This window comes from Streptomyces sp. NPDC004126 (assembly GCF_050275515.1).
In the GTDB taxonomy this organism is placed as follows: domain Bacteria; phylum Actinomycetota; class Actinomycetes; order Streptomycetales; family Streptomycetaceae; genus Streptomyces.
On record NZ_JBNNPF010000016.1, the window covers coordinates 38,148 to 61,305 of the forward strand.

Here is a 23,158-nt window from a genome sequence, read left to right on the forward strand (position 1 = left end):
GGGTGCGCCGGGGGGCCCTTCGCCGATCCGGTTCCGGCCTCGTGCTGCCCCGCCCCGGGGTCCGTCGGCCGTCCGCCTAGCCGAGACGTCCGGCCAGCGCGGCCGTCTCCGTGAAGGCCGGTACGCGGCCCGTGCCGCCGCGGCCCGCGACCGACAGGGACGCCGCCGCCACGCCGTAGGCGACCGCCCGGGCGAGCGGGTCGCCCAGGGCGAGGCGGGCGGTGGTGGTGCCGGTGAAGCAGTCCCCGGCGCCGGTGGTGTCGACGGGTGCCGGGTCGACGGGGACGGGGTGGAACTCCGCACGGGTGCCGTCGTCCAGGAGCAGCCGTCCCGGTCCGGCGGTGACGGCCACCGTGCGCGCGCCCAGTGCCCGGTAGCGGGCGGCGGCGGTGACCGGGTCGGCGGTGTCCACGAGGGCGAGCGCGTCGGCCGGGCAGGAGGTCTTCAGCAGCCCGGTCAGCGGGGCGACCGCGGCGAGCAGGGACCGGGCCTCGGCGCGGCCGGTCAGGCGGGGCCGGTGGTTGGGGTCGTAGGTGACGTGCCCGCCGGCCGCGTGGACGGCGCGGGCGGCGGCCAGTACGGCTTCGCGGCTGCCCGGGGAGAGCGCGCCGGTGATGCCGCTGGTGATCAGCGCCCGGCAGCCGGTCAGCAGCGGGAGCCAGGCCTCGACGTGGGCCGGGGAGAGGGTGGAGGCGGCGCTGTGGGTGCGCCAGTACACGAACTCGCGGTCCCCGTCGGGGTCGGCGGAGAGCAGGTAGGCCCCGTTGGGGCGGGGCGCGCGGTGGACGTGGGCGACGTCCACGCCCAGTTCGGCGGCGCGGCGCAGCAGCGGGACGGACAGCTCGTCGTCGCCGACGACGGTCAGGAGCGCGGTGCGGGCCCCGGCCGCGGCGGCCGCGGCGGCGGCGTTGAGGGCGTCGCCGGAGTAGGAGATCCGGGCGGCGGTGCCGGGGGCGGCGCCGCTCAGGGCGGTGTCGGTGTGGATCTCGACGAGGACCTCGCCGAGGACGAGTACGTCGTGGGCCGGGGTCGTCGTCACGGCCGGCACCCCTCTCCGCCGCAGCAGGGTCCGGCCAGCTCCGCGAAGACGGCGGCCAGTTCCCCCGGGTCGGCGGGCAGGCCGCTGCCGACGCCGACGGCGGTCGCGCCCGCGTCGAGCCACTCGCGGACCTGGCCGGGCCGGATCCCGCCCGTCGGGACGAGCACGGCCTCCGGGAGCACGGCCCTGAGGGAGCGGATGAAGTCCGGCCCGCCCACGTGGGCCGGGAACACCTTCGCGGCGCCCGCGCCCCGCACGGCGGCGGCTATCTCCCCGGGGGTGAAGCCGCCTTCGAGGAAGGGCGTCCCGCGCCGCGCGGCGGCCTCGCGGACCTCGGGGGCCGGGTAGGGGGAGACGAGGAACGCGGCCCCGGCCTCGAGGGCCGCCCCGGCCTGGGCGGCGGTGGTCACCGTGCCCACGCCGACGACGGCGGTGCGCCCCCGTGCGTCGCGGAGCCCGGCGGCGCGGGCGACGGCCCCGGCCCAGCCGGGGGTGGAGGTGGTGAGCTCCACGGCCCGGCACCCGGCGCCGAGCAGCTGCCCGGCGGCCGCGACGGCCCGGTCGGCGTCGGCGCTGCGCAGCACCGGGAGCAGGCGCTGGGCGGCCAGCACCGCGTACGGATGGCAGGACACGGATCCCTCCCGGCTGTTCCACGGCGTGGAACGGTACGTGGACGGTACGCGGAGCGGCACGCAGACCGGAACGCGGAACGGCGCGTGGAACGGCACGCGGAACGGTGCGTGGAACGGTGCGTGGAACGGTGCGTCGTACAGCCCGACTTGATGGTCTAGACCATACACAGCGGGAGGCCCCCGGTCACCCCCTCGCCCGGCTGGCGCGATCGTTCAAGACGGCCCCGCCCGGCGGCCCTACCGTGGGGCGCATGGACGAATTCGCGAGCTCGACGCTGGTGGCGGCGGTGGGACGGGCGCTGACGGGAGCCGGCATCACCACGACCGCCCCGCACGCCGACGGGGCCCTGCTGCCCTTCGCCGCCAAGCGCCGGTTCCTGACCGGCGTCGCGGCGCGGCACGGGCTGCTGCCCCTGCTGCGCGTCGGCCTGGTGCTGCCGGAGCTGGCGTCCGACCCCGCCGTCACCGCGCTGCTGGGGGCGCGGAGCCCCCTCGACCTCTTCGAGCGGTGGGGCCGGCTGGAGCGGTTCACCCACTCCCGGCACCGCGTCCTCGTCCATCACGCGGGCGGCGGCTCCGTCGCCGCCGAGCACGTCGGCCCGCCCTCGGAGCCGCCCGTACCCGCCGAGGACGTGCTCGTCCTCGGCCTGCTGACGGTGCTGCTGACGATGACGGGCGCCCGGGGCCTCACGGTCGCCGCGGGCCGCGACACCCCGCGCACGGTCTTCGACGGCGGGGGCTTCACGGCGCCGCCGCCCGGCACCGACACCGCCCGGTGGCGGTTCACCTGGACCTCCACGGCTCCCCCCGCACCCCGCGCCGCGCCGTCGGCCGGGGCCGACGACGCCGGGCGGGCACGCCGCCTCCTGGCCGGCGACCCCGCCCGCCGCTGGTCGCTCCAGGCCCTCGCGGCGGGCCTGGACACCTCGCCGCGGACCCTCCAGCGGCGCCTGCGGCCCGCCGGCGGCTTCCAGAGGCTGCTCGCAGCCGTGCGCGCCGAGGCGGCCGCGGCCCTGCTCGTCGACGGCCGGCACGCGCTGCCCGTCGTGGGCTTCGCGTGCGGCTACGCCGATCAGCCGCACTTCACGCGCGAGTTCAGGCGCCGTACGGCGATGACGCCGGCGGCCTACGGACGGGCCTTCGCCCGTCACCCATCCGACAAGGAGAGAACACCATGGACCTCACCGGCAGAACGGTCCTCGTCACGGGCGGCGCCCGCGGCATCGGGCGCGAGCTGACCCGGCAACTGGTCGGGCGGGGCGCCCACGTGGTCGCCGTCGGGCGCGACCCCGGCCGGCTGGAGGCGCTCGCGGCCGAACACGAGGGGCACGTCTCGGCCCACGTCGTCGACCTGGCCGACCCCGAGGCGACCGCGGCCTTCGCGGACGGGCTGCCCCGCCTCCACCCCGAGCTCTCCGTCCTGATCAACAACGCGGGGGTGCAGACGCCCACCGACTTCTTCCGGGAGGACCCGGGCGCCACCCGCCCGGTCCTGCGCCGCGAGACGGCCCTCAACCTGGACGCCGTCACCACCCTCTCGACGGCACTGCTCCCCCACTTCCGGCAGCTCCCCTCCGCCGCCATCGTCAACGTCTCCAGCGGGCTCGCCCTCACCCCGAAGGCCTCGGCCCCCGTGTACTGCGCCACCAAGGCGGCCGTACGGACCTTCACCCGCGCCCTGCGCTACCAGTGCGAGGCGGCCGCGCCCCACATCCGCGTGATCGACGCGGTCCTGCCCCTGGTGGACACCGACATGACGCACGGCCGGGGCCGCGGCAAGATCAGCGCGGCCCGGACCGCCGAGGCGGTCCTCGACGGGATCCGCCGCGAGCGGCCCGAGCTCTACATCGGCAGGACGCGGATCCTGCGCGTCCTGCTGCGCATCTCCCCCGCCCTCGCGTACCGGATCCTCCGCAACGGCTGAGGGCGCGACGGCCGGGGGGCGGCCCCCGCGCACGGGCCGGGCTCCGCTCCCCCGAACCCCGCAAGCGCCTGACCCACCGTCACCGTGCCCGTAGGGTGCGACGTATTGATCACCGATGACGGGAGTGGGCGTTATGGGGGGCGAGCGGCGGCGCCGCAGCGGGGTGGTGGGGTACTGGCGGGCGGTGGAGCTGTTCAGTCCGCAGAAGGTGCCCGCCCTCTCCGCCCGGGAGCGGGTGTACCCGGTCGAGTCGGGGCGGCCCATGCCGTGGGACGCCGGGCATCCGGTGCGGGCGGTGCCGCTGGAGGGCGGGTACGGCTGGCAGCACGTCGTCTACGGCGGGGTGTTCGCCCTCGGCTCGGTACGCGACACCCTGCTCGACGTGTTCGGGGAGAGCGGCGAGGACCACGACGGCCGGATGGACGGCGAGAGCGCGCTGTTCGCCCTCACCGTCACCGACCGGGGGCGGCTGCTCCTGGACTCCGCCGTGTTCTCCTCCTGCGCGTGGGCCACCGGCCGCGCCGTCTCCCCCGGCCCCGGCACCCCGGGCTGGCTCGACGGGTTCCAGGAGGACGCCGACGCCTGGGGCCGGCGGGCCGGGGCGCTCGGGGACCCCGTCGGGGCCGGCGCGGGCGACGGGGACTCCCCCCTCGGGCCGGGGGTGGTCTCCGCCGCCCACCTGCTGGAGTTCACCGGTGAGCTGGCCCGGACCTGGGGGGTCTCCGTCGCCCTGGACCCCGCGACCGTGCGGGTGCGCAGCGTGCCCGTGCGGCTGGACCAGGCCGATGCCGCCGACCAGCAGGACTTCCTCAACAGTTTCATCGCCGCCGACCTGGACCGGGTGGCCGCCGCGCTCGCCCGCGAGGACCCCGGGGCGGGGCTGGCCGCCTACCTCACCCCCGAATCCGGCTTCGACCGGGCGGGCCGCGTCGACCTGCGGCTGCGGCCCGAGGCGGCGCTGGCCGGTGTCGCGCCGGAGCGCACCCCCGCCGGGCGCTGGCCGGCCGACGCCCGGCACCCGCTGGCGCTGAGCCAGCAGTTCGCCGTGAACGCCGTGCACGCCGAACTCGCCCCCACCTCCGGGATCTTCGCCGTCAACGGCCCGCCCGGCACCGGCAAGACCACCATGCTGCGCGACTGCTTCGCCGCGGCCGTCGTCGAGCGGGCCCGCCGCCTGGCCGCGCTCCGGCTGCCCTCCGAGGCGTTCGAGCGGCAGGCCCCGTACGTGTGGAAGAGCGGTGACCACACCCGCACCGTCACCCCGCTGCGGCCCGAGTTCACCGGCTTCGAGATGGTCGTCGCCTCCGCGAACAACGGGGCCGTCGAGAACATATCCACCGAGATACCCGCCCGCGCCGCCCTCGGTGCGCGCTGGCGCGAGGACGCCGACTACTTCGCGGAACAGGCCACCCGGCTGCTGAAGGGCGAGCCCGCGTGGGGTGCGGTCGCGGCCCGGCTGGGCAGCAGGAAGAACCGGCTGGAGTTCGTCAACCGCTTCTGGCACGGCAAGTACCGCCGCACCGACGCCGGCGCCCCTCCGCCGCCGCCCGTGCCGCAGCAGGGCCGCCGCGGCGCGCGCAACCCCTGGATCGACAGCGGCAACGGCCTCTCGCACCTGCTGCGGCAGTGGCGCGACACCCCGCAGACCGGCGTGTGGAGCGAGGCCCGGAAGCGGTTCGGGGCCGCGTTGGCCGAGGTCGAGCGGCTGCGCGGCGAGCGCGCGGCCGCGGCGGCGGCCCACGGGGGCCTGCCGGCGGCCTACGAGGAGCTGCGCGGCACCCGCGAGGCGGTGGACCGGGACACCGCGGAGCTGGCCCGGGCCCGGGAGGAACTGCCGCCCGCCGAGGCCGCGCTGGACGGCGTACGGCGGTCGCTGGAACGGGCCGAGGAGGCGCACGCGGCCCAGCTGGCCCGCCGCCCGGGCTTCTCCGTCAGCCTCTTCACCCTGGGCCGGGCCGCCCGTGCCTGGCACGCGGAGGAGGCCGTGGCGGCGGGGGCCGTCGCCGCCGCCCGGCGGGAGCACGACGCGGAGCGGGCCCGGCTGGACGGCGTACGGGCCGTGGTGGCCGCCGCCTCCGCGCGCCTGGACGCGGCCCGGGAGGCGGCGGAGGCCGCCCGCGACCGGGCCGCGCGCATGGAGGAGGCCCTCGGGGCGGCCCGCGCCCGGTGGGAGGGCTTCGTGCCGGAGGGGGCCTGGCTGGCGGACGACCCGCTGCGGGAGCGGTCCGCGCCCTGGTCGGACCCGGAGATCACGCGGGCGCGCAGCGAGCTGTTCCTGGCCGCGCTCGACCTGCACCGGGCGTTCCTGCGCTGCACGGCCCGCACCATGTACGCCAACCTGATGGCCGGCATGGACGCGGTCGCGGGCTCGGTGCCGGGGACGGTGCCCGAGGCGCACGTACGGGCCGCCTGGCAGAGCCTGTTCCTCGTGGTGCCGGTGGTGTCGACCACGTTCGCCTCCCTGGACCGGGTGTTCGGCCGGCTGGGGCCGGAGGCGCTGGGCTGGCTGTTCGTGGACGAGGCCGGGCAGGCGACCCCGCAGATGGCGGTGGGCGGGATGTGGCGGGCGCGGCGCACGGTCGTCGTCGGCGACCCGCTCCAGCTGGAGCCGGTGGTGGTGCTGCCGTGGACGGCGCAGCGGGCGCTGCGCGAGGAGTCCGGGGTGGCCGAGGAGTGGGCGCCGGGCCGTACGTCGGTGCAGCGGCTGGCCGACCGCGCCAACCGCTACGGCACGCTGCTGCCGGCGGAACTGCCCGACGGGGGGCACGAGGTGTGGGTCGGGGCGCCGCTGCGGGTGCACCGGCGGTGCGACGACCCCATGTTCTCGGTCTGCAACGCCGTCGCCTACGACGGCCTGATGGTGCAGGGCGTGGACCCGGGGGCCCGCGAGCCGTACGCGTACCGGCCGGCCAGCAGCTGGGTGGACGTGGTCGGCGCGGAGGCGGACGGGCACTGGATCCCGGAGGAGGGCCGGGCGCTGCGGCGGGTGCTGGAGCGGCTGCGGGACGAGGGGGGCGTGGACCTGGCCCGGGACGTGTTCGTCATCAGCCCGTTCCGGCAGGTGGTGGCGGGCGCCCGGCAGGTCTGCCGGGACCTGGTGCCGGACGGGCGGGTGGGTACGGTCCACACGACCCAGGGCAAGGAGGCGGACGTCGTCGTCCTGGTCCTCGGCACGGACCCGCGCCGCCCGGGCGCCCGGGCCTGGGCGGCCTCCCGCCCGAACCTCCTCAACGTGGCGGTGAGCCGCGCGAAGCGCCGGCTGTTCGTGATCGGCAACCGCGACGCCTGGCGCGACCAGCGCTTCTTCACCACCCTGGCCGAGTCCCTGCCGTCCCACGTCTGGAGCCCGTCCGGTGGCGGCGAAAAAAAATCTTCCGGATAACCGTTATCCGGGCCCCACTCGACGGTCTCCCAGTTATCGGGCAACATCGACCGCCGGTACGGACAGGAAACTTCATCATGAGTACACAGCACACGGCAGAGCTGGTGGCAGCGGCCCGCGCGGGCGATCCCCGCGCGCAGGACGACCTCGTAAGCGCCCATCTGCCGCTGGTCTACAACGTGGTCGGGCGGGCTCTGAACGGGTCACACGACGTGGACGACGTGGTGCAGGACACCATGCTGCGGGCACTCGACGGGCTCGGCACCCTGCGGAGCGACGAGAGCTTCCGGTCCTGGCTGGTGGCGATCGCGATGAACCGCGTACGGGCGCACTGGCAGGCCCGCAGCGGCGGCCCCGGGCAGAGCGGGCTGGAGGCCGCCCAGGACGTCGCCGACCCCGGCGCGGACTTCGCCGACCTGACCGTCACGCGGCTCCACCTGTCCGGACAGCGCCGCGAGACGGCCCGCGCCACGCGCTGGCTGGAGCCCGACGACCGGGCGCTGCTCTCGCTGTGGTGGCTGGAGTGCGCGGGCGAGCTGACCCGGGCCGACGTCGCCTCGGCGCTGGAGCTGACCCCGCAGCACACGGCGGTGCGGGTGCAGCGGATGAAGGCGCAGCTGGAGTCGGCCCGCGTGGTGGAGCGGGCCCTGGAGACGCAGCCGCCCTGTGAGGGGCTGCGGGCGATGACGGGCACCTGGGACGGCCGGCCGTCCGCGCTGTGGCGCAAGCGAATAGCCCGGCACGCCCGCGAGTGCCTGCGCTGCTCGGGGCTGTGGAACGGGCTGGTGCCGGCGGAGGGGCTGCTGGCGGGGCTGGCGCTGGTGCCGGTGACGGCGGCGCTGCTGGCGGGCGTACGGTCGGCCGCGGCCGCCGGGGCCGCCCCGGCGAACGTGGCCTTCGCGGACGCGGCGACCCAGCTGTCGCCGGTGGTGTCGGGGCCCGGCCGCGCCGCCCGCCGCAAGGGCGGGGACCAGGCCGGCGGTGCCGGGGACCAGGCCGGACCCGACGGCCGCGCGGCGCAGCGCAGGCGCCGCCAGAACCGGCGCCGGGCCATCGGCGGCGCGGTGGTCGCCGCGTGCGTCGCGGGCGGCGGCCTGGTGTACCTGGGGCAGCTGCCCGGTGCGAAGAAGGCCGAGGCGGGCGGGGCGCCCGGCTCCCCGCTGGCCGCCCTGTCGGCGCCGGACTCCGGCGCGCCGCAGCCGTCCGGCTCCGCCTCGGCCTCGCCTTCCGCTTCGGCGTCGGGCTCGCCCTCCGCGTCGGCTTCCGCTTCGGCCTCCCCTGCTGCGTCGGCGAGCACCGCGAAGACCTCGGCGGCTCCCGCCCCGGCGAAGAGCACCGCGAAGCCCCCGGCCCCGCCGGCCCCGGGCCCGGCTCCGGCGGGCGTGGCGGGGCAGGTCATCGCCCTGGTCAACCAGGAGCGCGCGGCGGCCGGCTGCGGCCCGCTGAAGGAGGACTCGCAGCTGCGCAACGCCGCCCAGGGGCACTCCGACGACATGGCGCGGCGGGACTTCTTCGACCACACCAACCCCGACGGGGCGGACCCGGGGGCGCGGACGACGGCCGCCGGGTACCGGTGGTCGACGTACGGGGAGAACATCGCCAAGGGCCAGCAGACCGCGCAGGCCGTCATGGACTCCTGGATGAAGAGCCCGGGCCACCGGGCGAACATCCTCAACTGCTCCTTCAAGGACATCGGCGTGGGCATCCACACCGGGTCCGGCGGCCCCTGGTGGACGCAGAACTTCGGGGCGCGCTGACCCGGCCGCCCGCCCGCGCTCCCTTTTTGACTCAGAATCGGGGCAAGATAGGAGCTGGAGCGGAACGAGCAGATCAACGCGGGTGGAGTGGGGTGTATGTCGAGGCCGGAGCTGCGCCCTCATCAGCGTGAGGCCGTGGGCGCGGTCGTGCGCGCGCTCCAGCTGCCGGCCACCGGCCGGGTGCCCGAACGGGGCCTGCGGACCCAGGTGATCATGGCGACCGGGTCCGGGAAGTCCCTGGTCGCCGTACGCTCGGCCGAGGAGCTGCGGGCGGGCCGGGTGCTCGTGCTGGTCCCCTCCCTCGATCTGCTCGTGCAGACCGTCGCCGCCTGGCGGGAGGGGGGCCGCACGGGCCGGGCGCTCGCGGTGTGCTCGCTGCGCGGCGAGGACGTGGGGGTGCCCACCACCACCGCCCCGGGGCAGCTGGCCCGGTGGGGGTCGCGGCCGGTGGAGCGGCTGACGGTGTTCGCGACGTACGCCTCGCTGGGCCTGGGCACCATCGAGGGGGCGCACCTGGCGGGGCTGCCGTCCTGGGACCTCGTCGTGGTCGACGAGGCGCACCGCACCTCGGGCAGGATCGGCAAGCCCTGGGCGGTGGTGCACGACAACGCCCGGATCCCCTCCGTGCGGCGGCTGTACATGACGGCCACGCCCCGGGTGTGGCGCGACGGCGAGGACAGCGAGGAGGCCGAGGAGCCGGAGGAGGAGGCCGGGGCGGGCGCGTTCGCGGCCGAGACGGCCGGCGGTGCGGAGCCGCGGGGGCGGGGCGAGCTGGTCGCGTCCATGGAGGACGATCCCCAGGGGCCGTTCGGCGCCCGCTGCTACACCCTGTCCCTGTCGGAGGCCATCGACCGGGGGATCTGCGCCCCGTACCGGGTGGTGTGCGTGGACGTCAGCGACCCGGGGTTCCAGTCGGCGGTGCTGCTGGGCGCCGACGGGCGCTCGGACCGGGTGCGCGGGATGCGGCTGGCGGCGCTCCAGGCGGCCCTGGTGAAGGCGGCGGCGGACCAGGGCTTCCGGCGGACGCTGGTGTTCCATCACCTGACGAAGGAGGCCGAGGCGTTCGCGGCGGGGCTCCCGGCGGTCGCGGCCCGGATGCGGGTGACCAGCCGGTCGGCGCAGCCGGTGTATCCGCGCACGGTCTGGGCGGACTGGCTGTGCGGGCAGCACACGGCCGCGCACCGGCGGCGGGTGCTGGAGGCGTTCGCCGCGGACCGGGTCGCGGACAAGGCGTTCCTGGGCAGTGTGCGGGTGCTGGGCGAGGGGGTGGACACCAAGGAGTGCGACTCCGTCTTCTGGGCGGACGTGCGCGGTTCCATGCCGGACCTGGTGCAGGCGGTGGGCCGGGCCCTGCGGATCCGGCCGGGCGAGGGGAAGGTGGCCTCGCTGGTGGTGCCGGTGCTGCTGGGGCCCGGGGAGTCCCCGGAGTCGATGCTGACGTCACGGGCGTACGGGGACCTCGCGCGGCTGCTGGAGGCGCTGAGGGCGCACGACTCCAGGCTGGTGGAGGGCCTGGCCCAGCCGCAGGCGCCGAGTGCGGCGGCGAAGGCCCCGGCGGCGGCCGGGACCGGCACGGGCCCGGGCGCGGGCGCGCGGGCACTGCTGAGCTTCTCGGTGCCGCGGGACCCGGCGCTGCTGGCGGCGTTCATCCGGCTGCGCGTGCTCAACCCGGAGCACACGCAGTGGCGGCGGGGCGCGGAGGCGGCCCGGGTCTACGCGGCGACGGCCGGGGACCTGAAGGTGCCGTTCGCGTTCCGGGTGCCGGAGGGACGGGAGGAGTGGCCGGCGGCGCTGGCGGGTTTCCCGCTGGGCCAGTGGATCGCCGACGCGCGGCGCACGTACCGCAGGGGTGCGCTGGGCCGGGACCGGACGCGTGAGCTGGAGGAACTCGGCATGGTGTGGAGCCATTTCGACGTGGCCTTCGAGGAGGGGCTCGTGGCGGCCCGCGCCTGGGCCGCCGAGCACGGGCACCTGCTGCCGCCGGTGGACGCCACCTGGCGGGGGGTGCCGGTCGGGGTGTGGATGAAGAACAACCGGGCCGCCGCCCGGCGGGAGGGGCCGGGTGGGCTGCCGCAGGAGCGCCGGGAGGCCCTGGAGGAGATCGACGCGTCCTGGTGCCCGGCGTGGGACATCGGCTGGCAGCGGGCGTTCCGGCTGACCCGCGCCCATCTGGACGCGGGCGGTGCGGTGCCGCTGGAACCGGGCTCGGCGGTGGTCCAGGGCGAGGACCTGGGGGTGTGGGTGCGCGGCCAGCGGCTGGGGTGGGAGCGGCTGGCCTGGGCGCAGCGGTGGCTGCTGGAGCACGGGCTGGGGCTGTCGCCGGCCGCGGAGGCGGAGCGTCCGCCGCCGCGGCGGAGCCATGCCGCCGCCTGGGCGGAGCACCTGGAGGCGGCCCGGCGGTTCCACGCCCGCGAGGGGCACCTGCGGGTGCCGCGCACGCACGTGGAGCCGGTCGGCACGCAGGAGGTGCGGCTGGGCGCGTGGATCGCGAACCAGCGCTCCCGGGCGGCGGGGCTGGCTCCGGAGCGGGTGACCGCGCTGACGGAGCTGGGGATGCGCTGGTCCGCGTCCGCGTAGGGGCGGGGCGGGCCGCCGGTCAGTGGTGGAAGCCGGACCGGGGTGCGGCGGCGGGGACGGGCTGGGGTGTGGCGGTGAGGTGTTCCACGGCCCGGCGCAGGTCCTCGACGAGCAGGGCGATCTGGTCGCGGGTCACCCCGTGCCGGACCAGCACGCGCTGGATGACGGTGTCCTGCCGGTCGGCGGGCAGCGGGTACGAGGGGACCTGCCAGCCGCGCATCCGCAGCCGGTCGGAGAGGTCGTAGAGGCTGAAGCCCGCTCCGGCCGGGTCGGTGAGGGTGTAGGCGACGGCGGGCAGGCCGCCCTGGCCGTCGTAGAGCAGGGTGAAGGGCCCCATGCCCTCGATCTCGGCGGCCAGGTAGCGGGCGGTGTCGGCGCAGGCCTGCTGGACGCGCCGGTAGCCGCCGCGGCCGAGGCGCAGGAAGAGGTAGTACTGGGCGATGACCTCGCCGCCGGGGCGGGAGAAGTTGAGGGCGAAGGTGGGCATGTCGCCGCCCAGGTAGTCCACGTCGAAGACCAGCTGGGCGGGGAGCAGGTCGGCGGTGCGCCAGACGATCCAGCCGACGCCGAGGGGGGCGAGTCCGTACTTGTGCCCCGAGGTGTTGACGGAGGCCACGCGCGGCAGCCGGAAGTCCCAGACCGTGTCGGGGTGGAGGAAGGGGGCGACGAAGCCGCCGCTGGCGGCGTCCACGTGGACGGGGACGTCCCAGCCGTGCTCGGCCTGGATCCGGTCGAGGGCGGCGGCGATCTCGGCGACGGGTTCGTAGTCGCAGGTGTAGGTGACGCCGAGGATGGCGACGACGCCGATGGTGTTCTCGTCGACGTACGCGGCGAGCTGGTGGGGGCGCAGGCCGGTGGCGCCGGGTTCCAGGGGGACCTGGCGCAGCTCGACGTCGAAGTAGCGGGCGAACTTCTCCCAGCAGATCTGGACCGGGCCGCACACCAGGTTGGGGCGGTCGGCGGGTTTGCCCTCGGCACGGCGGCGCTCGCGCCAGCGCCATTTGAGGGCCAGCCCGCCGAGCATGGCGGCCTCGCTGGAGCCGGTGGTGGAGCAGCCGGTGCCGACGTGGCCGGGCGGGGCGTTCCAGAGGTCGGCCAGGATGTTGACGCAGCGGGCCTCGATCTCGGCGGTCTGCGGGTACTCGTCCTTGTCGATCATGTTCTTGTCGAGGCACTCGTCCATCAGGCGGTGCACGGCGTCGTCGGACCAGGTGGTGCAGAAGGTGGCGAGGTTCTGGGCGGCGTTGCCGTCGAGGAGCAGCTCGTTGTGCAGGAGCGAGTAGACGACCTCGGCGGGCGAGTGGTCGTCGGGGATCCGGTACTTCGGGAGGATCTGGCCGCTCAGGGCGGACGCGAACACGTCCGTCCCGTCGTCGCGGGCGTGCGTGTCCTTCGTCTGATGAAGAGCCATATCCGGACTATAGGGGCAAATCACCGGATAGTCCGGCTCCAGGAGCCCTGGAAAACCGGTCGCGCGGGGCGGTTTCCGGCACGGCTTCCGGCCGAGTCCCGGATGTGACCCCCTCCATAGGACCCCCCGCCGGGCCGAAAAAATTACCGTCCAGTAGTATTTCTTCCGTAGATCTTCCCGTCCGGGCCACTGGAGCCGGTCCGGACGGGAAGATCGCCCAAATGGTTCTATATAGAACTTATCCGCCGATGTCCGGATAGCGGTCAACTGGCGTACAGGCCCTGATAGTTCTTCGGCCATGAACAAGATCACCCGTCGGCAGGCCTTGGGCACCACTGCCGGCGCACTCACCGTCCTCGGCATCGCGGGCGCCACCGCGCACGCCGCCGCCACCGACTCCCGTGCCGCCACCACCCCGGCCGGCACCGTCGACGAGGTGTACCAGGGCCGCCGCATCCAGATATCCCCCGCCACCGGCGGCGGTCACCACGGTGGCCACCACGGCGGCGCAGGGATGCCGACCGTCCGCATCGACGGCCGCGAGCTGCACGTCATGCGCAACGCCGACGGCACCTGGATCAGCGTCGTCAACCACTACGAGACCTTCGCCGACCCCGCCTCGCTGGCCCGGGCCGCCGTGCGCGAGCTCCAGGGCTCCCAGCTCGCCCCGATGCAGATGGGCGGCATGTGATGGCCGTCCGCAAGAACCAGGCCACGCTGACCGCCGAGGAGAAGCGCGCCTTCACCAACGCGCTGCTCGAACTCAAGCGCACCGGCCGCTACGACCGCTTCGTCACGACCCACAACGGGTTCATCATGAGCGACACCGACTCGGGCGACCGGGTGGGCCACCGCTCCCCCTCGTTCCTCCCCTGGCACCGCCGCTTTCTGCTGGAGTTCGAAGCGGCTCTTCAGGCGGTGGACAAGAGCGTCACGCTCCCGTACTGGGACTGGACCGCCGACCGCACCTCCCGCTCCTCCCTCTGGGCCGCCGACTTCCTCGGCGGCACCGGCCGCGCCCGCGACGGACAGGTCATGGACGGCCCCTTCGCCTACGCGACGGGCAAGTGGGAGGTAGCGGTCCGTGTCGACGGCCGCTCCTACCTGCGGCGCGCGCTCGGCGAGGGCGTCGCCCAGCTGCCGACGCGGGCCGAGGTGGACGCCGTACTGGCCATGCCCGTCTACGACATGGCCCCCTGGAACAGCTCCTCCAACGGCTTCCGCAACAACCTGGAGGGCTGGCGCGGCGCCAACCTCCACAACCGGGTGCACGTGTGGGTCGGCGGCCAGATGGCCACCGGCGTCTCCCCCAACGACCCGGTCTTCTGGATGCACCACGCCTTCGTGGACAAGCTCTGGGCGGACTGGCAGGCGAAGAACCCCAACTCGACCTACCTCCCGGCCGCCGGCACCCCGAACGTGGTCGACCTGCGCGACACGATGCGGCCGTGGAACGACGTGACCCCGGCGGACATGCTCGACCACCGGAAGTTCTACACGTTCGACACCGAGCCGGCCGCCGCCAGCCAGCGGTAGTGCAGCTCGGGGCGGCCGACCTGGCCGTACCGGGGCGTACGGTCCGCGCGCCCGGTGTCCACCAGGTGCTCCAGGTACCGGCGGGCGGTGATCCGCGAGATCCCGGCCGCCTCGGCCGCCCCCGCGGCGGTCAGCCCCCCGGGCGCCGCCCGCAGCAGCGCCGCGACCCGGTCCAGGGTCGGGGCGCTGAGCCCTTTGGGCAGCTGGGCCGAGGCGGGCGCGCGCAGTGCGGCGAGCGCCCGGTCCACGTCGTCCTGGCCCGCCGCCTCGCCGGCCGCGGCCCGGAACTCGGCGTAGCGCAGCAGCCGTTCGCGCAGGGTGGGGAAGGCGAACGGCTTGAGGACGTACTGCACCACCCCCAGTGACACGCTCTCGCGGACCATGGCCAGGTCCCGCGCCGAGGTCACCGCGATCACGTCGGCGGGGTGCCCGGCCGCCCGCAGTCCGCGCGCGAAGCGCAGGCCGTGGCCGTCGGGCAGGGTGAGGTCGAGCAGCAGCAGGTCGACGGGGGTGCGCTCCAGCACCCGGGTGGCCTCGGCCAGCGAGTGGACGGCCGCCACGGCGGTGAAGCCGGGCACCCGGCCGACGTAGAGCGCGTGCGCGTCGGCGGCGACGGGGTCGTCCTCGACGATCAGGACCCGCACCGGCCCGCTCACGCCGCACCGCCCGCGAGCGGGAGCCGCGCGGTGAACGCCGCACCGCCGCCGGGGGCGTCGCCGGCCTCCACCGAGCCGCCGTGCCGGTGGGCCACCTGGCGGACCAGGGCCAGGCCCAGGCCCCGCCCCTCCCCCTTGCCCGACCAGCCCCGCCGGAAGACGTCCGCCCCCTCGGGCAGGCCCGGCCCGTTGTCCGCGACCCGCAGCAGCAGCCCGGCCGCGTCCCGGCGCACGGTGACGGTGATCCGCCCGCCCGGGACCCCCGTCAGGGCGTCGAGGGCGTTGTCGACCAGGTTCCCGAGCACCGTCACCAGGTCCCGGGCCGGCGGCACCCCCGGCCCCGCCTCGATCGCCCCGCACTCCGGGGTGACGACCAGCTCGATGCCGCGCTCGTGCGCCTGCGCGGCCTTGCCCAGCAGCAGGGCGACCAGCACCGGCTCGCCCACGGCCGCGACGACCTCGTCGGTCAGCGCCTGGGCCAGCTCCAGTTCGGCGGTGGCGAACTCCACCGCCTCCTCGCTGCGGCCCAGTTCGATCAGGGAGACCACGGTGTGCAGCCGGTTGGCCGCCTCGTGCGCCTGGGAGCGCAGGGCCTGGGTGAACCCGCGCTCGTGGTCCAGCTCCCCGGCCAGCACCTGGAGTTCGGTGTGGTCCCGCAGGGTCACCACGGTGCCGCGGCGGCCGCCGCCGGCCACCGGCGAGCTGTTGACGACGAGGACCCGCTCCGCGCTCAGGTGCACCTCGTCCACCCGGGGCCGGTCGGCGAGCAGCGCCCCGGTGAGCGGTGCGGGCAGGCCCAGGTCGGCGACGCCGGTTCCGGTGACCTCCCCGCGCAGGCCGAGCAGTTCCCGGCCCGCGTCGTTGATGAGGGTGATCCTGCGCTGGCCGTCGAGCATCAGCAGCCCTTCCCGGACCCCGTGCAGGGCCGCCTGGTGGTAGTCGTACATCCGGCTCAGCCCGGCGGCGTCCATGCCGTGGGTGTGGCGGCGCAGCCGGGCGTTGACCACGTACGTACCCACCGCGCCGAGGGACAGTGCCCCGGCGGCCACCCAGGCGAGGGCGGTGAGCTGTGCCGCGAGGCGGGCGCTGACGGCCCGGACGGTGATGCCCGCGCTGACCAGGCCGATGACGGAGCCGTCCGCGTCCCGCAGCGGGGTGACCACGCGGATGGAGGGGCCGAGGGTGCCGGTGTAGGTCTCGCTGAAGGTGCCGCCGCGCAGGGCCGGGGCGGTGTTGCCGAGGAAGCGCTCGCCGATGCGGCGCGGGTCGGGGTGGGTCCAGCGCCGCCCGTCCGGGGCCATGATCGTCACGAAGTCCACGCCGGAGTCGGTGCGCACCCGCTCCGCGTAGGGCTGGAGCTCGGCCGAGGGACCGGCCCCCTGCGCGCCGGCGCGCACGGCCTCGCGTACGGAGGGCGAGTCCGCGACGGCCCGGGCCACCGCTCCGGCCTGCCGCCGGGCGGCGTCCTCGGCCTGGTCGCGGGCGGTGGCGTACGCGAAGACCGCGCAGCCGGCGACGACGAGCGCGACCAGCAGGACCTGCATCGCGAAGAGCTGGCCGGCGAGGCTGCGGGGCGGCCGGGGGAAGCGGAACATGGCGCTCAGTGTGCACCGGGCCGTGAACTCAATGAACGCAAGGGTGACCGGGGTCACAGGGTGGGCGATGGTCTCCCGGAACGACCTCACCACCCAGGAGCGCGACATGGCCGCCAGACGCGACAGAACCCACTACCTCTACATCGCGGTGATCGCCGCGGTGCTGCTCGGCATCGCCGTCGGCTTCGCCGCGCCCGGCGTGGCCGTGGAGCTGAAGCCGCTGGGCACCGGCTTCGTGAACCTCATCAAGATGATGATCTCGCCCGTGATCTTCTGCACGATCGTGCTGGGCATCGGGTCGGTCCGCAAGGCCGCCAAGGTCGGCGCCGTGGGCGGGCTGGCCCTCGGCTACTTCATGGTGATGTCCACGGTGGCGCTGGCCATCGGGCTCCTGGTGGGGAACCTGCTGGAGCCGGGCAGCGGACTGCACCTGACCGAGGCCGCGGCACGGGCCGGCGAGGCGCAGGCCAAGGCGGGCGGGGCGGAGAGCACCCAGGAGTTCCTGCTGGGGATCATCCCGACCACCCTGGTCTCCGCCTTCACCGGGGGCGAGGTGCTGCAGACGCTGCTGGTGGCGCTGTTGTGCGGGTTCGCGCTCCAGGCGATGGGCCGGGCGGGCGAGCCGGTGCTGCGCGGGATCGGGCACGTGCAGAAGCTGGTGTTCCGCGTGCTGGCGATGATCATGTGGGTGGCGCCCGTCGGCGCCTTCGGGGCGATCGCGGCGGTGGTCGGGGCGACCGGGATCGACGCGCTGAAGTCCCTCGCGGTCATCATGATCGGCTTCTACACCACCTGTCTGCTCTTCGTCTTCGTGGTGCTGGGCACCCTGCTGCGGGTCTGCACGGGGGTCAGCGTCTTCGCGCTGCTGCGCTACCTGGGCCGGGAGTTCCTGCTGATCCTGTCGACCTCCTCCTCCGAGTCGGCCCTGCCGCGGCTGATCGCGAAGATGGAGCACCTGGGCGTCTCCCGGCCGGTCACCGGCATCACCGTGCCGACCGGCTACTCGTTCAACCTGGACGGGACCGCCATCTACCTGACCATGTCCTCGCTGTTCGTCGCGGAGGCGATGGGCAAGCCGCTGGCCCTGGGCGAGCAGGTCTCGCTGCTCCTCTTCATGATCGTGGCGTCCAAGGGCGCGGCCGGGGTCACCGGCGCGGGCCTCGCCACCCTGGCGGGCGGACTCCAGTCGCACCGGCCCGAACTGGTCGACGGGGTGGGCCTGATCGTCGGCATCGACCGCTTCATGAGCGAGGCGCGGGCGCTGACGAACTTCGCGGGCAACGCCGTCGCGACCGTCCTGATCGGGACGTGGACGAAGGAGTTCGACCGCGACCGGGCCGCCGAAGTCCTCGCCGGGCGGCTGCCCTTCGACGAGACCACGCTGGTGGACGACGGCCACACGGCGCCCGGTGAACCGGTCGAGCCCGCCCCGCCGGCCGTGCCCGGGCCGGCGAGCGGCCCCAAGGACGGTGTGCCGGCCTGAGCCTCCGGGCCCCGCACACCCGCGGGTTCCGGCCGGGCAGGGCTCGCCCCCACGGTGCCCAGCCCGGCCGGACCCCGCGTCAAACGTCCACGAACGACCGCGAACCGCCATTTTCGGCCATGTGATCTTCAACTCTGCTGCGCTAAAAGGTACTTCCCTCAGGGGCGGCGCGTCTGACATCTTGCGTCCACCACTCGTTTCGTACGGCCCGGTAGGTGCCACCAGCACCGCCGGGCCGTCTTCGGAGGACGCATTGATACCCCACATATCCAGCCGACCTCGACGTGCGATGGTGCTGGCGGCCGCTCTCGGTGCCGCCCTCACCTTCGGAGCTCCCGCCGCACTCGCCGGCACCGCTCCCGTCGGTCCCTCCGGCTCCCCGGCCTCCGCCCCGGCGGCGGCCCCCAAGGCTGCGGCCCCGGCTTCCCAGAGTGCGACCTGGGCCGCCGGCACCCGCGCCTACCTCGTGATCACCGCTCCCGGTGACAGCTCGGCGGTACGCTCGGCCGTCGCCTCCAACGGCGGCACGGTCTTCTCGTACTACGACGCGATCGGCGTGATCGTCGCCCACTCGGCCTCCGGCACCTTCGCCCAGACGATGCGCGGGGTCAGCGGGGTCCAGAAGGTCGGCGCCACCCGTACCTCGGACGTCCCGGCCGACGCCTACAACCCGGCCCTGCCCGCCAACCCGGCCCAGTCGACCACCCCGGCCGGCGAGCCGGTCCGCGCCGACATGAGCCAGATCAAGGCGGACCAGGCCTGGGCCGTCAACGCCGGTTCGGCCGCCGTCAAGGTCGGCATCCTCGACACCGGTGTGGACGACCAGCACCAGGACCTGGCACCGAACTTCAACGCCGCCGACTCGGTCTCCTGCGCCTACGGCAAGCCCGACACCCGTGCCGGCGCCTGGCGCGACGTCGACACCCACGGCACGCACGTGGCGGGCACCATCGCCGCCGCCAAGAACGGCAAGGGCGTCGTCGGCGTCGCCCCGAACGTGAAGATCTCCGCGGTCCGCGTGGCCGAGCCGGGCAACTCGTTCTTCTTCGCCGAGAACACCATCTGCGGCTTCGTGTGGGCCGGTGACCACGGCTTCAAGGTCACCAACAACAGCTACTACACCGACCCGTGGCAGTTCAACTGCCCGGACAACGAGGACCAGGCCGCCATCATCGAGGGCGTCACCCGCGCCCAGGCGTACGCCGAGGGCAAGGGCTCGCTGCAGGTCGCCGCGGCCGGCAACGAGAACTACGACCTGGCCCACAAGACGACCGACACGGCGAGCCCCAACGACTCGACCCCGGTCACCCGCACCATCACCAACGCCTGCGTCGACATCCCGACCGAACTGCCGGGCGTGGTGACGGTCGCGGCGAACGGCACCGGCACCACCAAGGCCTCGTTCTCCAACTTCGGCCAGGGCATCATCGACGTCGCGGCCCCGGGCCAGGACGTCTACTCCACGCTGCCGGGCGGCAAGTACGGCAGCAAGAGCGGCACCTCGATGGCCAGCCCGCACGTCGCGGGTGTCGCCGCGCTGATGGTGAGCGCCGACCCGACGCTCACCCCCGCGCAGATCCGCGCCAAGCTGGCCACCCAGGCCAACGACATCCCCTGCCCGTCGGACAGCCGGTGCACCGGCACCACGGCCAACAACGCCTTCTTCGGCGAGGGCCAGGTCGACGCGCTGAAGGCGGTCGGCGGCTCCACTCCCCCGGCCGGCAAGTACTTCGAGAACACCGCGGACTTCGCCATCGGCGACAACACCACGGTGGAGAGCCCGATCACCGTCACCGGTGTGACCGGCAACGCCCCGGCCACGCTCAAGGTGGGCGTGAACATCGCGCACACCTACATCGGTGACCTGAAGGTCGACCTGGTCGCCCCCGACGGCACCGTCTACACGGTCCACAACCGGGCCGGCGGCAGCACGGACAACATCAACCAGACCTACACCGTCAACGCCTCCTCCGAGGTCGCGAACGGCACCTGGAAGCTCCGTGTGAACGACAACGCGGGCGGCGACACCGGCAAGATCGACTCCTGGAACCTCACCTTCTAGGACCTGCCCGGCGCAAGCACGTCAGCCAGCCAGTCGAAGACGATGTCGCAGTGCTGCTGCGGGGCCATCGGGGAGCAGTGCAACTGCGCCCCGGTGGCCTGCGTCATCTTCACGTAGTCGCGCCGCCCCCGCAGCAGGTCGTACATCCGCCGCGGCTGGCCCGGATAGAACTGCTCGAAGTCGTAGTCCATGACGAGGGTCGGCGCCTTGATCCGCGGCACGAGCCCGGTGACGTCCATGCCGATGGCCACCTGGGCGGGCGTCCACAGGTCGGTGGGCACCTTGCCCTCGCGGGCCTGGCGCAGCGCCTGCCGGTCGAAGATCTCCAGGCGCTTCTTCACGGTGAAGCGCAGCTGCGGCGTCAGCTCCGGGACCACCTCCTCGTTCCACACCCGGTTGGTCCCCGCCTTGTCGGGCGTGACGAGGTCCCGCAGCTCCTTGTCGAACCCCAGCCAGGGGCTGACGCAGCCCGGCTGGCAGACGACGGCGGCCAGCCGCTGCTCGAAGGCGGCGGCCCGGGCCACGAGGTTGCCGCCCATGCTGAGGCCGGTGAGGGCGATGCGGGCGCCGTCCACGTCAGGGCGCGCCACGAGCCAGTCGACGAGCGGGGTCACCACCTTCTCCCAGGTGGTGGTGAAGGGGATCTCCTCGACGAACAGCAGCTGTCCCTGGCCGGGGCCGTCGTAGACCAGGGCGTTCCAGCCCCGGTCGAGGGCCGCACTGACCCCGTACGTCCACATGTCGACGTCCTGGCCGTCGCTGCCGTTGGTCAGGATGACGGTCGGGCGCCGTTCGGACGGCCCCTCGGGGCGGAAGAACCACACCGGCAGGTGGGTCCCGCCGTAGGGGACCTTCGCGGTGACCGCGGCCGGGGAGCAGAGCCGGGCGAAGGCGTCCCAGGCCCCGCGTCCGGCCTGGTAGACCGCTTTCTCGTCCCCGGGCCGGTTCGTGCCCAGGACGTAGAACAGGGCCTGGGCGTAGTACTGCGCGGCGCGCAGCGAGCGGAACCGCCGGGTCTGCGTGGGGAGTCCTCCGCCGGCACCGCCCCCGGGCGGGGGTGCGGAGAGCTTGTCGCCCCAGGAGCGGAACGTGTCGCTGAAGGTCTGCTCGGACAGCCCGGCCGTGTTGATCGCGTTGACGATGGTCAGCACCTCGCCGGCCTCGGAGGCCCGCATGCCCGCGCCGCCGAGCGCGAAGAGCCCGGCGAACTCGAAGCCCGGGTCGGCGAAGAGCCTCATCGCCCCGGGTGCGGGGTCGGGGGCGGCCGCGGCGGCGGGCCGGCTCTCGGCCCGGGCCGCGCAGCCCGCGAGGGCCAGGGGTCCGGCGACGGACCCCGCGGCGAGGCCGGTGAGCGCGGTGCGGCGGGAGACCCCGGCCGGGTGTCGCGGTGTTCGAGCGTCCATGCCCTGGACGCTAGGAGGAAACCCCCCGCCGCGCCCGCCCGCCGCCCGGGCCGCTGCTCCGAACGGGCCTATCGCGTGCGCAGCACGCAGTCCCCGCAGAGTCCGCCGCCCGGCACCCGGTAGTAGAGGCAGCAGCTGCGCCGTACGAAGGCCACGCCCAGCCCCGGTTCGTGGACGAAGGAGCCCGTGCCGGCCAGTGCCCCGCCGTCGGCGAGGAGGCTCCCCGCCAGCTCCGCCGCCGCGGCGCCCTCCTCGTCCGGGACCCGGTCGAGGAACACGCGCAGGGCGCCGACCAGCCCCGAGGCGGCGTTGCCGCGCAGCACCTTCGCGGAGACCCCGTACCGCTCGCGCAGGGCGGCGTCCAGCAGGGCGAGGTTCCCGAGGACGCTCTCCCCGAGGGCGTCGGCGGGCAGGTCCGCGGCCGGCTCGGGCAGCCACAGCTCCAGCGAGCCCGCCCCGGGCAGCCGCCACCACACCCGGCCGGGGTCCAGGTCCGGCAGCCGTCCGGACAGGGCGGCGCAGCCCAGGCCCAGCGACCACAGCCGGGAGGCGATCCCGAACTGGGCCGTGGAGGCCGCCACCCGTCCCGGGCCGCTCCGGACGCGGCGGCCCACCTCCTCGACGTAGGGGCCCAGCCGCTCCCCGTAGAGCTCCGCGAGCGGCCGGAAGCCCGGTCCGGGCGGTTCGGCGCCGTACGGGACGGAGAAGAAGGGCCCGACGGCGGCCAGCCGGCGCAGTACGTCGTCCATGTCCATCCCCGGATGATCTCAGGCGGGTCCGTCGGCGCGGCCGACGAGCCAGCCGAGCATCCCGGGGGTGGCGTCGAAGTGGCCGCCGTGCCCGGCATCGGCCTGCAGCCGCAGCGTCGCGCCCGGGATGCGCGCGGCCAGCCACTGGCCGTGCGCCGGCGGGACGAGGGTGTCCAGGCCGCCGTGCCAGAGCCTGACCGGCACCCGGACGTCCGCCGGGTCGAAGCCCCAGCCGGTGCCGAAGAGCGCCACGACGTCGTCCACCCAGCCGGCCGGCCCCGGACGGACCGCCTCGGCGAAGGCGGCGCCCAGCATGGCGCTCACGTCCGGCCGGGAGAGGACCTCCCGTTCGACCTCCGGCAGCGGCGGGAGGCCTGCCGTGCCGACGTTCGCGAGGTGCTCCGCGACGGCGGCCCGCCCGGTCAGGGCGGCGGCCGCGCTGCGGCGGTTCCCCTCGTTCATGCCGGCGGTCCACTCCAGCCCGGCCGCGTCCCGCGGCGCCAGGGCGGCCAGTGTTCCCGCCCGGGTGACGCGTCCGGGGAGCGCGGCGGCGCAGGCCAGGGCGTGCGGCCCGCCCCCGGACACGCCGAGCACCGCGAAGCGGTCCAGGCCGACCGCGTCGGCGACGGCGGCCACATCGGCGGCGGCGTCGGCGACCCGGCGGCCCTCGTGCGGGGTGGAGCACCCGAATCCGGGCCGGTCGTAGGTGATCAGCCGGACGCCGAGCCGGCGGAACAGGGTGTCGTCGGGGTGGCGGGCCAGCCGGCTCATCGGGCTGCCGTGCAGGTAGACGACGGGGGTCCCGTCGGGCACCCCCCATTCCTCGACCGCCAGCGTCCGACCGTCGTTCAAGATCACTTCGCGCATGGCGGGCAGGCTAGCCCCGCCGGCGCCGAGCGGTAAGGGCGTTTCGTCGACGGCGGAACCGGCGGAACGGCGTCCACCGCGCAGC

The 23,158-nt window shown here is 75.2% G+C and carries 17 protein-coding genes; 9 read left to right on the forward strand and 8 right to left on the reverse strand.

Annotated elements, in window-relative coordinates; genetic code table 11:
• Positions 1 to 76: 76 nt before the first annotated feature.
• Positions 77 to 1,039 carry a PfkB family carbohydrate kinase gene (locus ACQKM2_RS17225; protein ID WP_427710548.1) on the reverse strand — a complete coding sequence of 321 codons (963 nt, stop codon included), beginning with the start codon at positions 1,037 to 1,039 and terminating at the stop codon, positions 77 to 79.
• On the reverse strand, positions 1,036 to 1,671 hold the full coding sequence (locus tag ACQKM2_RS17230) for a bifunctional 4-hydroxy-2-oxoglutarate aldolase/2-dehydro-3-deoxy-phosphogluconate aldolase (RefSeq protein WP_427710550.1): 636 nt from the start codon (positions 1,669 to 1,671) through the stop codon (positions 1,036 to 1,038). Before ACQKM2_RS17230 ends, ACQKM2_RS17225 begins: the two co-directional genes overlap by 4 nt.
• Positions 1,672 to 1,922: 251 nt before the next feature.
• On the opposite strand from ACQKM2_RS17230, the gene ACQKM2_RS17235 reads away from it, so the two are divergent.
• From ACQKM2_RS17235 to ACQKM2_RS17255, 5 genes are all read left to right on the forward strand, one after another.
• Positions 1,923 to 2,909, forward strand: coding sequence for a helix-turn-helix domain-containing protein (locus ACQKM2_RS17235; RefSeq protein WP_427710551.1), 987 nt, complete (start codon positions 1,923 to 1,925; stop codon positions 2,907 to 2,909).
• Positions 2,846 to 3,595 (forward strand): SDR family oxidoreductase, encoded by a 750-nt coding sequence (locus ACQKM2_RS17240; RefSeq protein WP_427710553.1) that lies wholly within the window; start codon positions 2,846 to 2,848, stop codon positions 3,593 to 3,595. The genes ACQKM2_RS17235 and ACQKM2_RS17240 overlap by 64 nt, the downstream gene beginning before the upstream one ends.
• 133 nt (positions 3,596 to 3,728) lie before the next feature.
• Entirely contained in the window at positions 3,729 to 6,977 is a 3,249-nt protein-coding gene (locus tag ACQKM2_RS17245; RefSeq protein WP_427710555.1) for a DEAD/DEAH box helicase, read from the forward strand.
• A 77-nt stretch (positions 6,978 to 7,054) separates the two neighbouring features.
• Entirely contained in the window at positions 7,055 to 8,734 is a 1,680-nt protein-coding gene (locus tag ACQKM2_RS17250; RefSeq protein ID WP_427710557.1) for a sigma-70 family RNA polymerase sigma factor, read from the forward strand.
• 96 nt (positions 8,735 to 8,830) lie between these two features.
• Positions 8,831 to 11,311 (forward strand): Helicase associated domain protein, encoded by a 2,481-nt coding sequence (locus ACQKM2_RS17255; protein WP_427710559.1) that lies wholly within the window; start codon positions 8,831 to 8,833, stop codon positions 11,309 to 11,311.
• Between the two features lie 19 nt (positions 11,312 to 11,330).
• Here ACQKM2_RS17255 and ACQKM2_RS17260 read toward each other — a convergent pair whose 3' ends face one another.
• Positions 11,331 to 12,722, reverse strand: a complete 1,392-nt coding sequence (locus ACQKM2_RS17260; protein ID WP_427710561.1) for a glutamate decarboxylase — start codon at positions 12,720 to 12,722, stop codon at positions 11,331 to 11,333.
• Between the two features lie 298 nt (positions 12,723 to 13,020).
• On the opposite strand from ACQKM2_RS17260, the gene melC1 reads away from it, so the two are divergent.
• Both melC1 and melC2 read left to right on the forward strand, forming a co-directional pair.
• Positions 13,021 to 13,413, forward strand: a complete 393-nt coding sequence (gene melC1, locus ACQKM2_RS17265; RefSeq protein ID WP_405977340.1) for an apotyrosinase chaperone MelC1 — start codon at positions 13,021 to 13,023, stop codon at positions 13,411 to 13,413.
• Positions 13,413 to 14,258, forward strand: a complete 846-nt coding sequence (melC2, locus tag ACQKM2_RS17270) for a tyrosinase MelC2 (RefSeq protein WP_362458102.1) — start codon at positions 13,413 to 13,415, stop codon at positions 14,256 to 14,258. Before melC1 ends, melC2 begins: the two co-directional genes overlap by 1 nt.
• Here the strand turns inward: melC2 and ACQKM2_RS17275 are convergent.
• Together ACQKM2_RS17275 and ACQKM2_RS17280 are read right to left on the reverse strand one after the other, a co-directional pair.
• Positions 14,216 to 14,914, reverse strand: a complete 699-nt coding sequence (locus ACQKM2_RS17275) for a response regulator (RefSeq protein WP_427710564.1) — start codon at positions 14,912 to 14,914, stop codon at positions 14,216 to 14,218. The two genes, melC2 and ACQKM2_RS17275, sit on opposite strands and share 43 nt — an antisense overlap.
• Entirely contained in the window at positions 14,911 to 16,458 is a 1,548-nt protein-coding gene (locus ACQKM2_RS17280) for a sensor histidine kinase (protein WP_427710719.1), read from the reverse strand. Before ACQKM2_RS17280 ends, ACQKM2_RS17275 begins: the two co-directional genes overlap by 4 nt.
• A 118-nt stretch (positions 16,459 to 16,576) precedes the next feature.
• Here ACQKM2_RS17280 and ACQKM2_RS17285 point away from each other — a divergent pair, with 118 nt between their 5' ends.
• Positions 16,577 to 17,992 carry a cation:dicarboxylate symporter family transporter gene (locus ACQKM2_RS17285; protein ID WP_427710720.1) on the forward strand — a complete coding sequence of 472 codons (1,416 nt, stop codon included), beginning with the start codon at positions 16,577 to 16,579 and terminating at the stop codon, positions 17,990 to 17,992.
• 292 nt (positions 17,993 to 18,284) lie between these two features.
• Positions 18,285 to 20,054, forward strand: a complete 1,770-nt coding sequence (locus ACQKM2_RS17290) for a S8 family serine peptidase (protein ID WP_427710721.1) — start codon at positions 18,285 to 18,287, stop codon at positions 20,052 to 20,054.
• Here ACQKM2_RS17290 and ACQKM2_RS17295 read toward each other — a convergent pair.
• From ACQKM2_RS17295 to ACQKM2_RS17305, 3 genes are all read right to left on the reverse strand, one after another.
• A complete protein-coding gene (locus ACQKM2_RS17295; protein ID WP_427710566.1) occupies positions 20,051 to 21,457 on the reverse strand; it encodes an alpha/beta hydrolase family protein in 1,407 nt (468 codons plus the stop codon). The genes ACQKM2_RS17290 and ACQKM2_RS17295 overlap by 4 nt on opposite strands.
• Before the next feature lie 68 nt (positions 21,458 to 21,525).
• A complete protein-coding gene (locus tag ACQKM2_RS17300) occupies positions 21,526 to 22,212 on the reverse strand; it encodes a (2Fe-2S)-binding protein (RefSeq protein WP_427710568.1) in 687 nt (228 codons plus the stop codon).
• A gap of 12 nt (positions 22,213 to 22,224) precedes the next feature.
• Positions 22,225 to 23,073 (reverse strand): alpha/beta fold hydrolase, encoded by an 849-nt coding sequence (locus ACQKM2_RS17305; RefSeq protein WP_427710569.1) that lies wholly within the window; start codon positions 23,071 to 23,073, stop codon positions 22,225 to 22,227.
• Positions 23,074 to 23,158: the final 85 nt, after the last annotated feature.

Bases quoted from the DNA above. Each gene is read 5' to 3' on its own strand.
- ACQKM2_RS17300 (WP_427710568.1), bottom strand. From the start codon at position 22,212: ATGGACATGGACGACGTACTGCGCCGGCTGGCCGCCGTCGGGCCCTTC.
- ACQKM2_RS17250 (WP_427710557.1), top strand. From the start codon at position 7,055: ATGAGTACACAGCACACGGCAGAGCTGGTGGCAGCGGCCCGCGCGGGC.
- melC1 (WP_405977340.1), top strand. From the start codon at position 13,021: ATGAACAAGATCACCCGTCGGCAGGCCTTGGGCACCACTGCCGGCGCA.
- ACQKM2_RS17235 (WP_427710551.1), top strand. From the start codon at position 1,923: ATGGACGAATTCGCGAGCTCGACGCTGGTGGCGGCGGTGGGACGGGCG.
- melC2 (WP_362458102.1), top strand. From the start codon at position 13,413: ATGGCCGTCCGCAAGAACCAGGCCACGCTGACCGCCGAGGAGAAGCGC.
- ACQKM2_RS17245 (WP_427710555.1), top strand. From the start codon at position 3,729: ATGGGGGGCGAGCGGCGGCGCCGCAGCGGGGTGGTGGGGTACTGGCGG.
- ACQKM2_RS17255 (WP_427710559.1), top strand. From the start codon at position 8,831: ATGTCGAGGCCGGAGCTGCGCCCTCATCAGCGTGAGGCCGTGGGCGCG.
- ACQKM2_RS17295 (WP_427710566.1), bottom strand. From the start codon at position 21,457: ATGGACGCTCGAACACCGCGACACCCGGCCGGGGTCTCCCGCCGCACC.
- ACQKM2_RS17240 (WP_427710553.1), top strand. From the start codon at position 2,846: ATGGACCTCACCGGCAGAACGGTCCTCGTCACGGGCGGCGCCCGCGGC.
- ACQKM2_RS17280 (WP_427710719.1), bottom strand. From the start codon at position 16,458: ATGCAGGTCCTGCTGGTCGCGCTCGTCGTCGCCGGCTGCGCGGTCTTC.
- ACQKM2_RS17285 (WP_427710720.1), top strand. From the start codon at position 16,577: ATGGTCTCCCGGAACGACCTCACCACCCAGGAGCGCGACATGGCCGCC.
- ACQKM2_RS17260 (WP_427710561.1), bottom strand. From the start codon at position 12,722: ATGGCTCTTCATCAGACGAAGGACACGCACGCCCGCGACGACGGGACG.
- ACQKM2_RS17305 (WP_427710569.1), bottom strand. From the start codon at position 23,073: ATGCGCGAAGTGATCTTGAACGACGGTCGGACGCTGGCGGTCGAGGAA.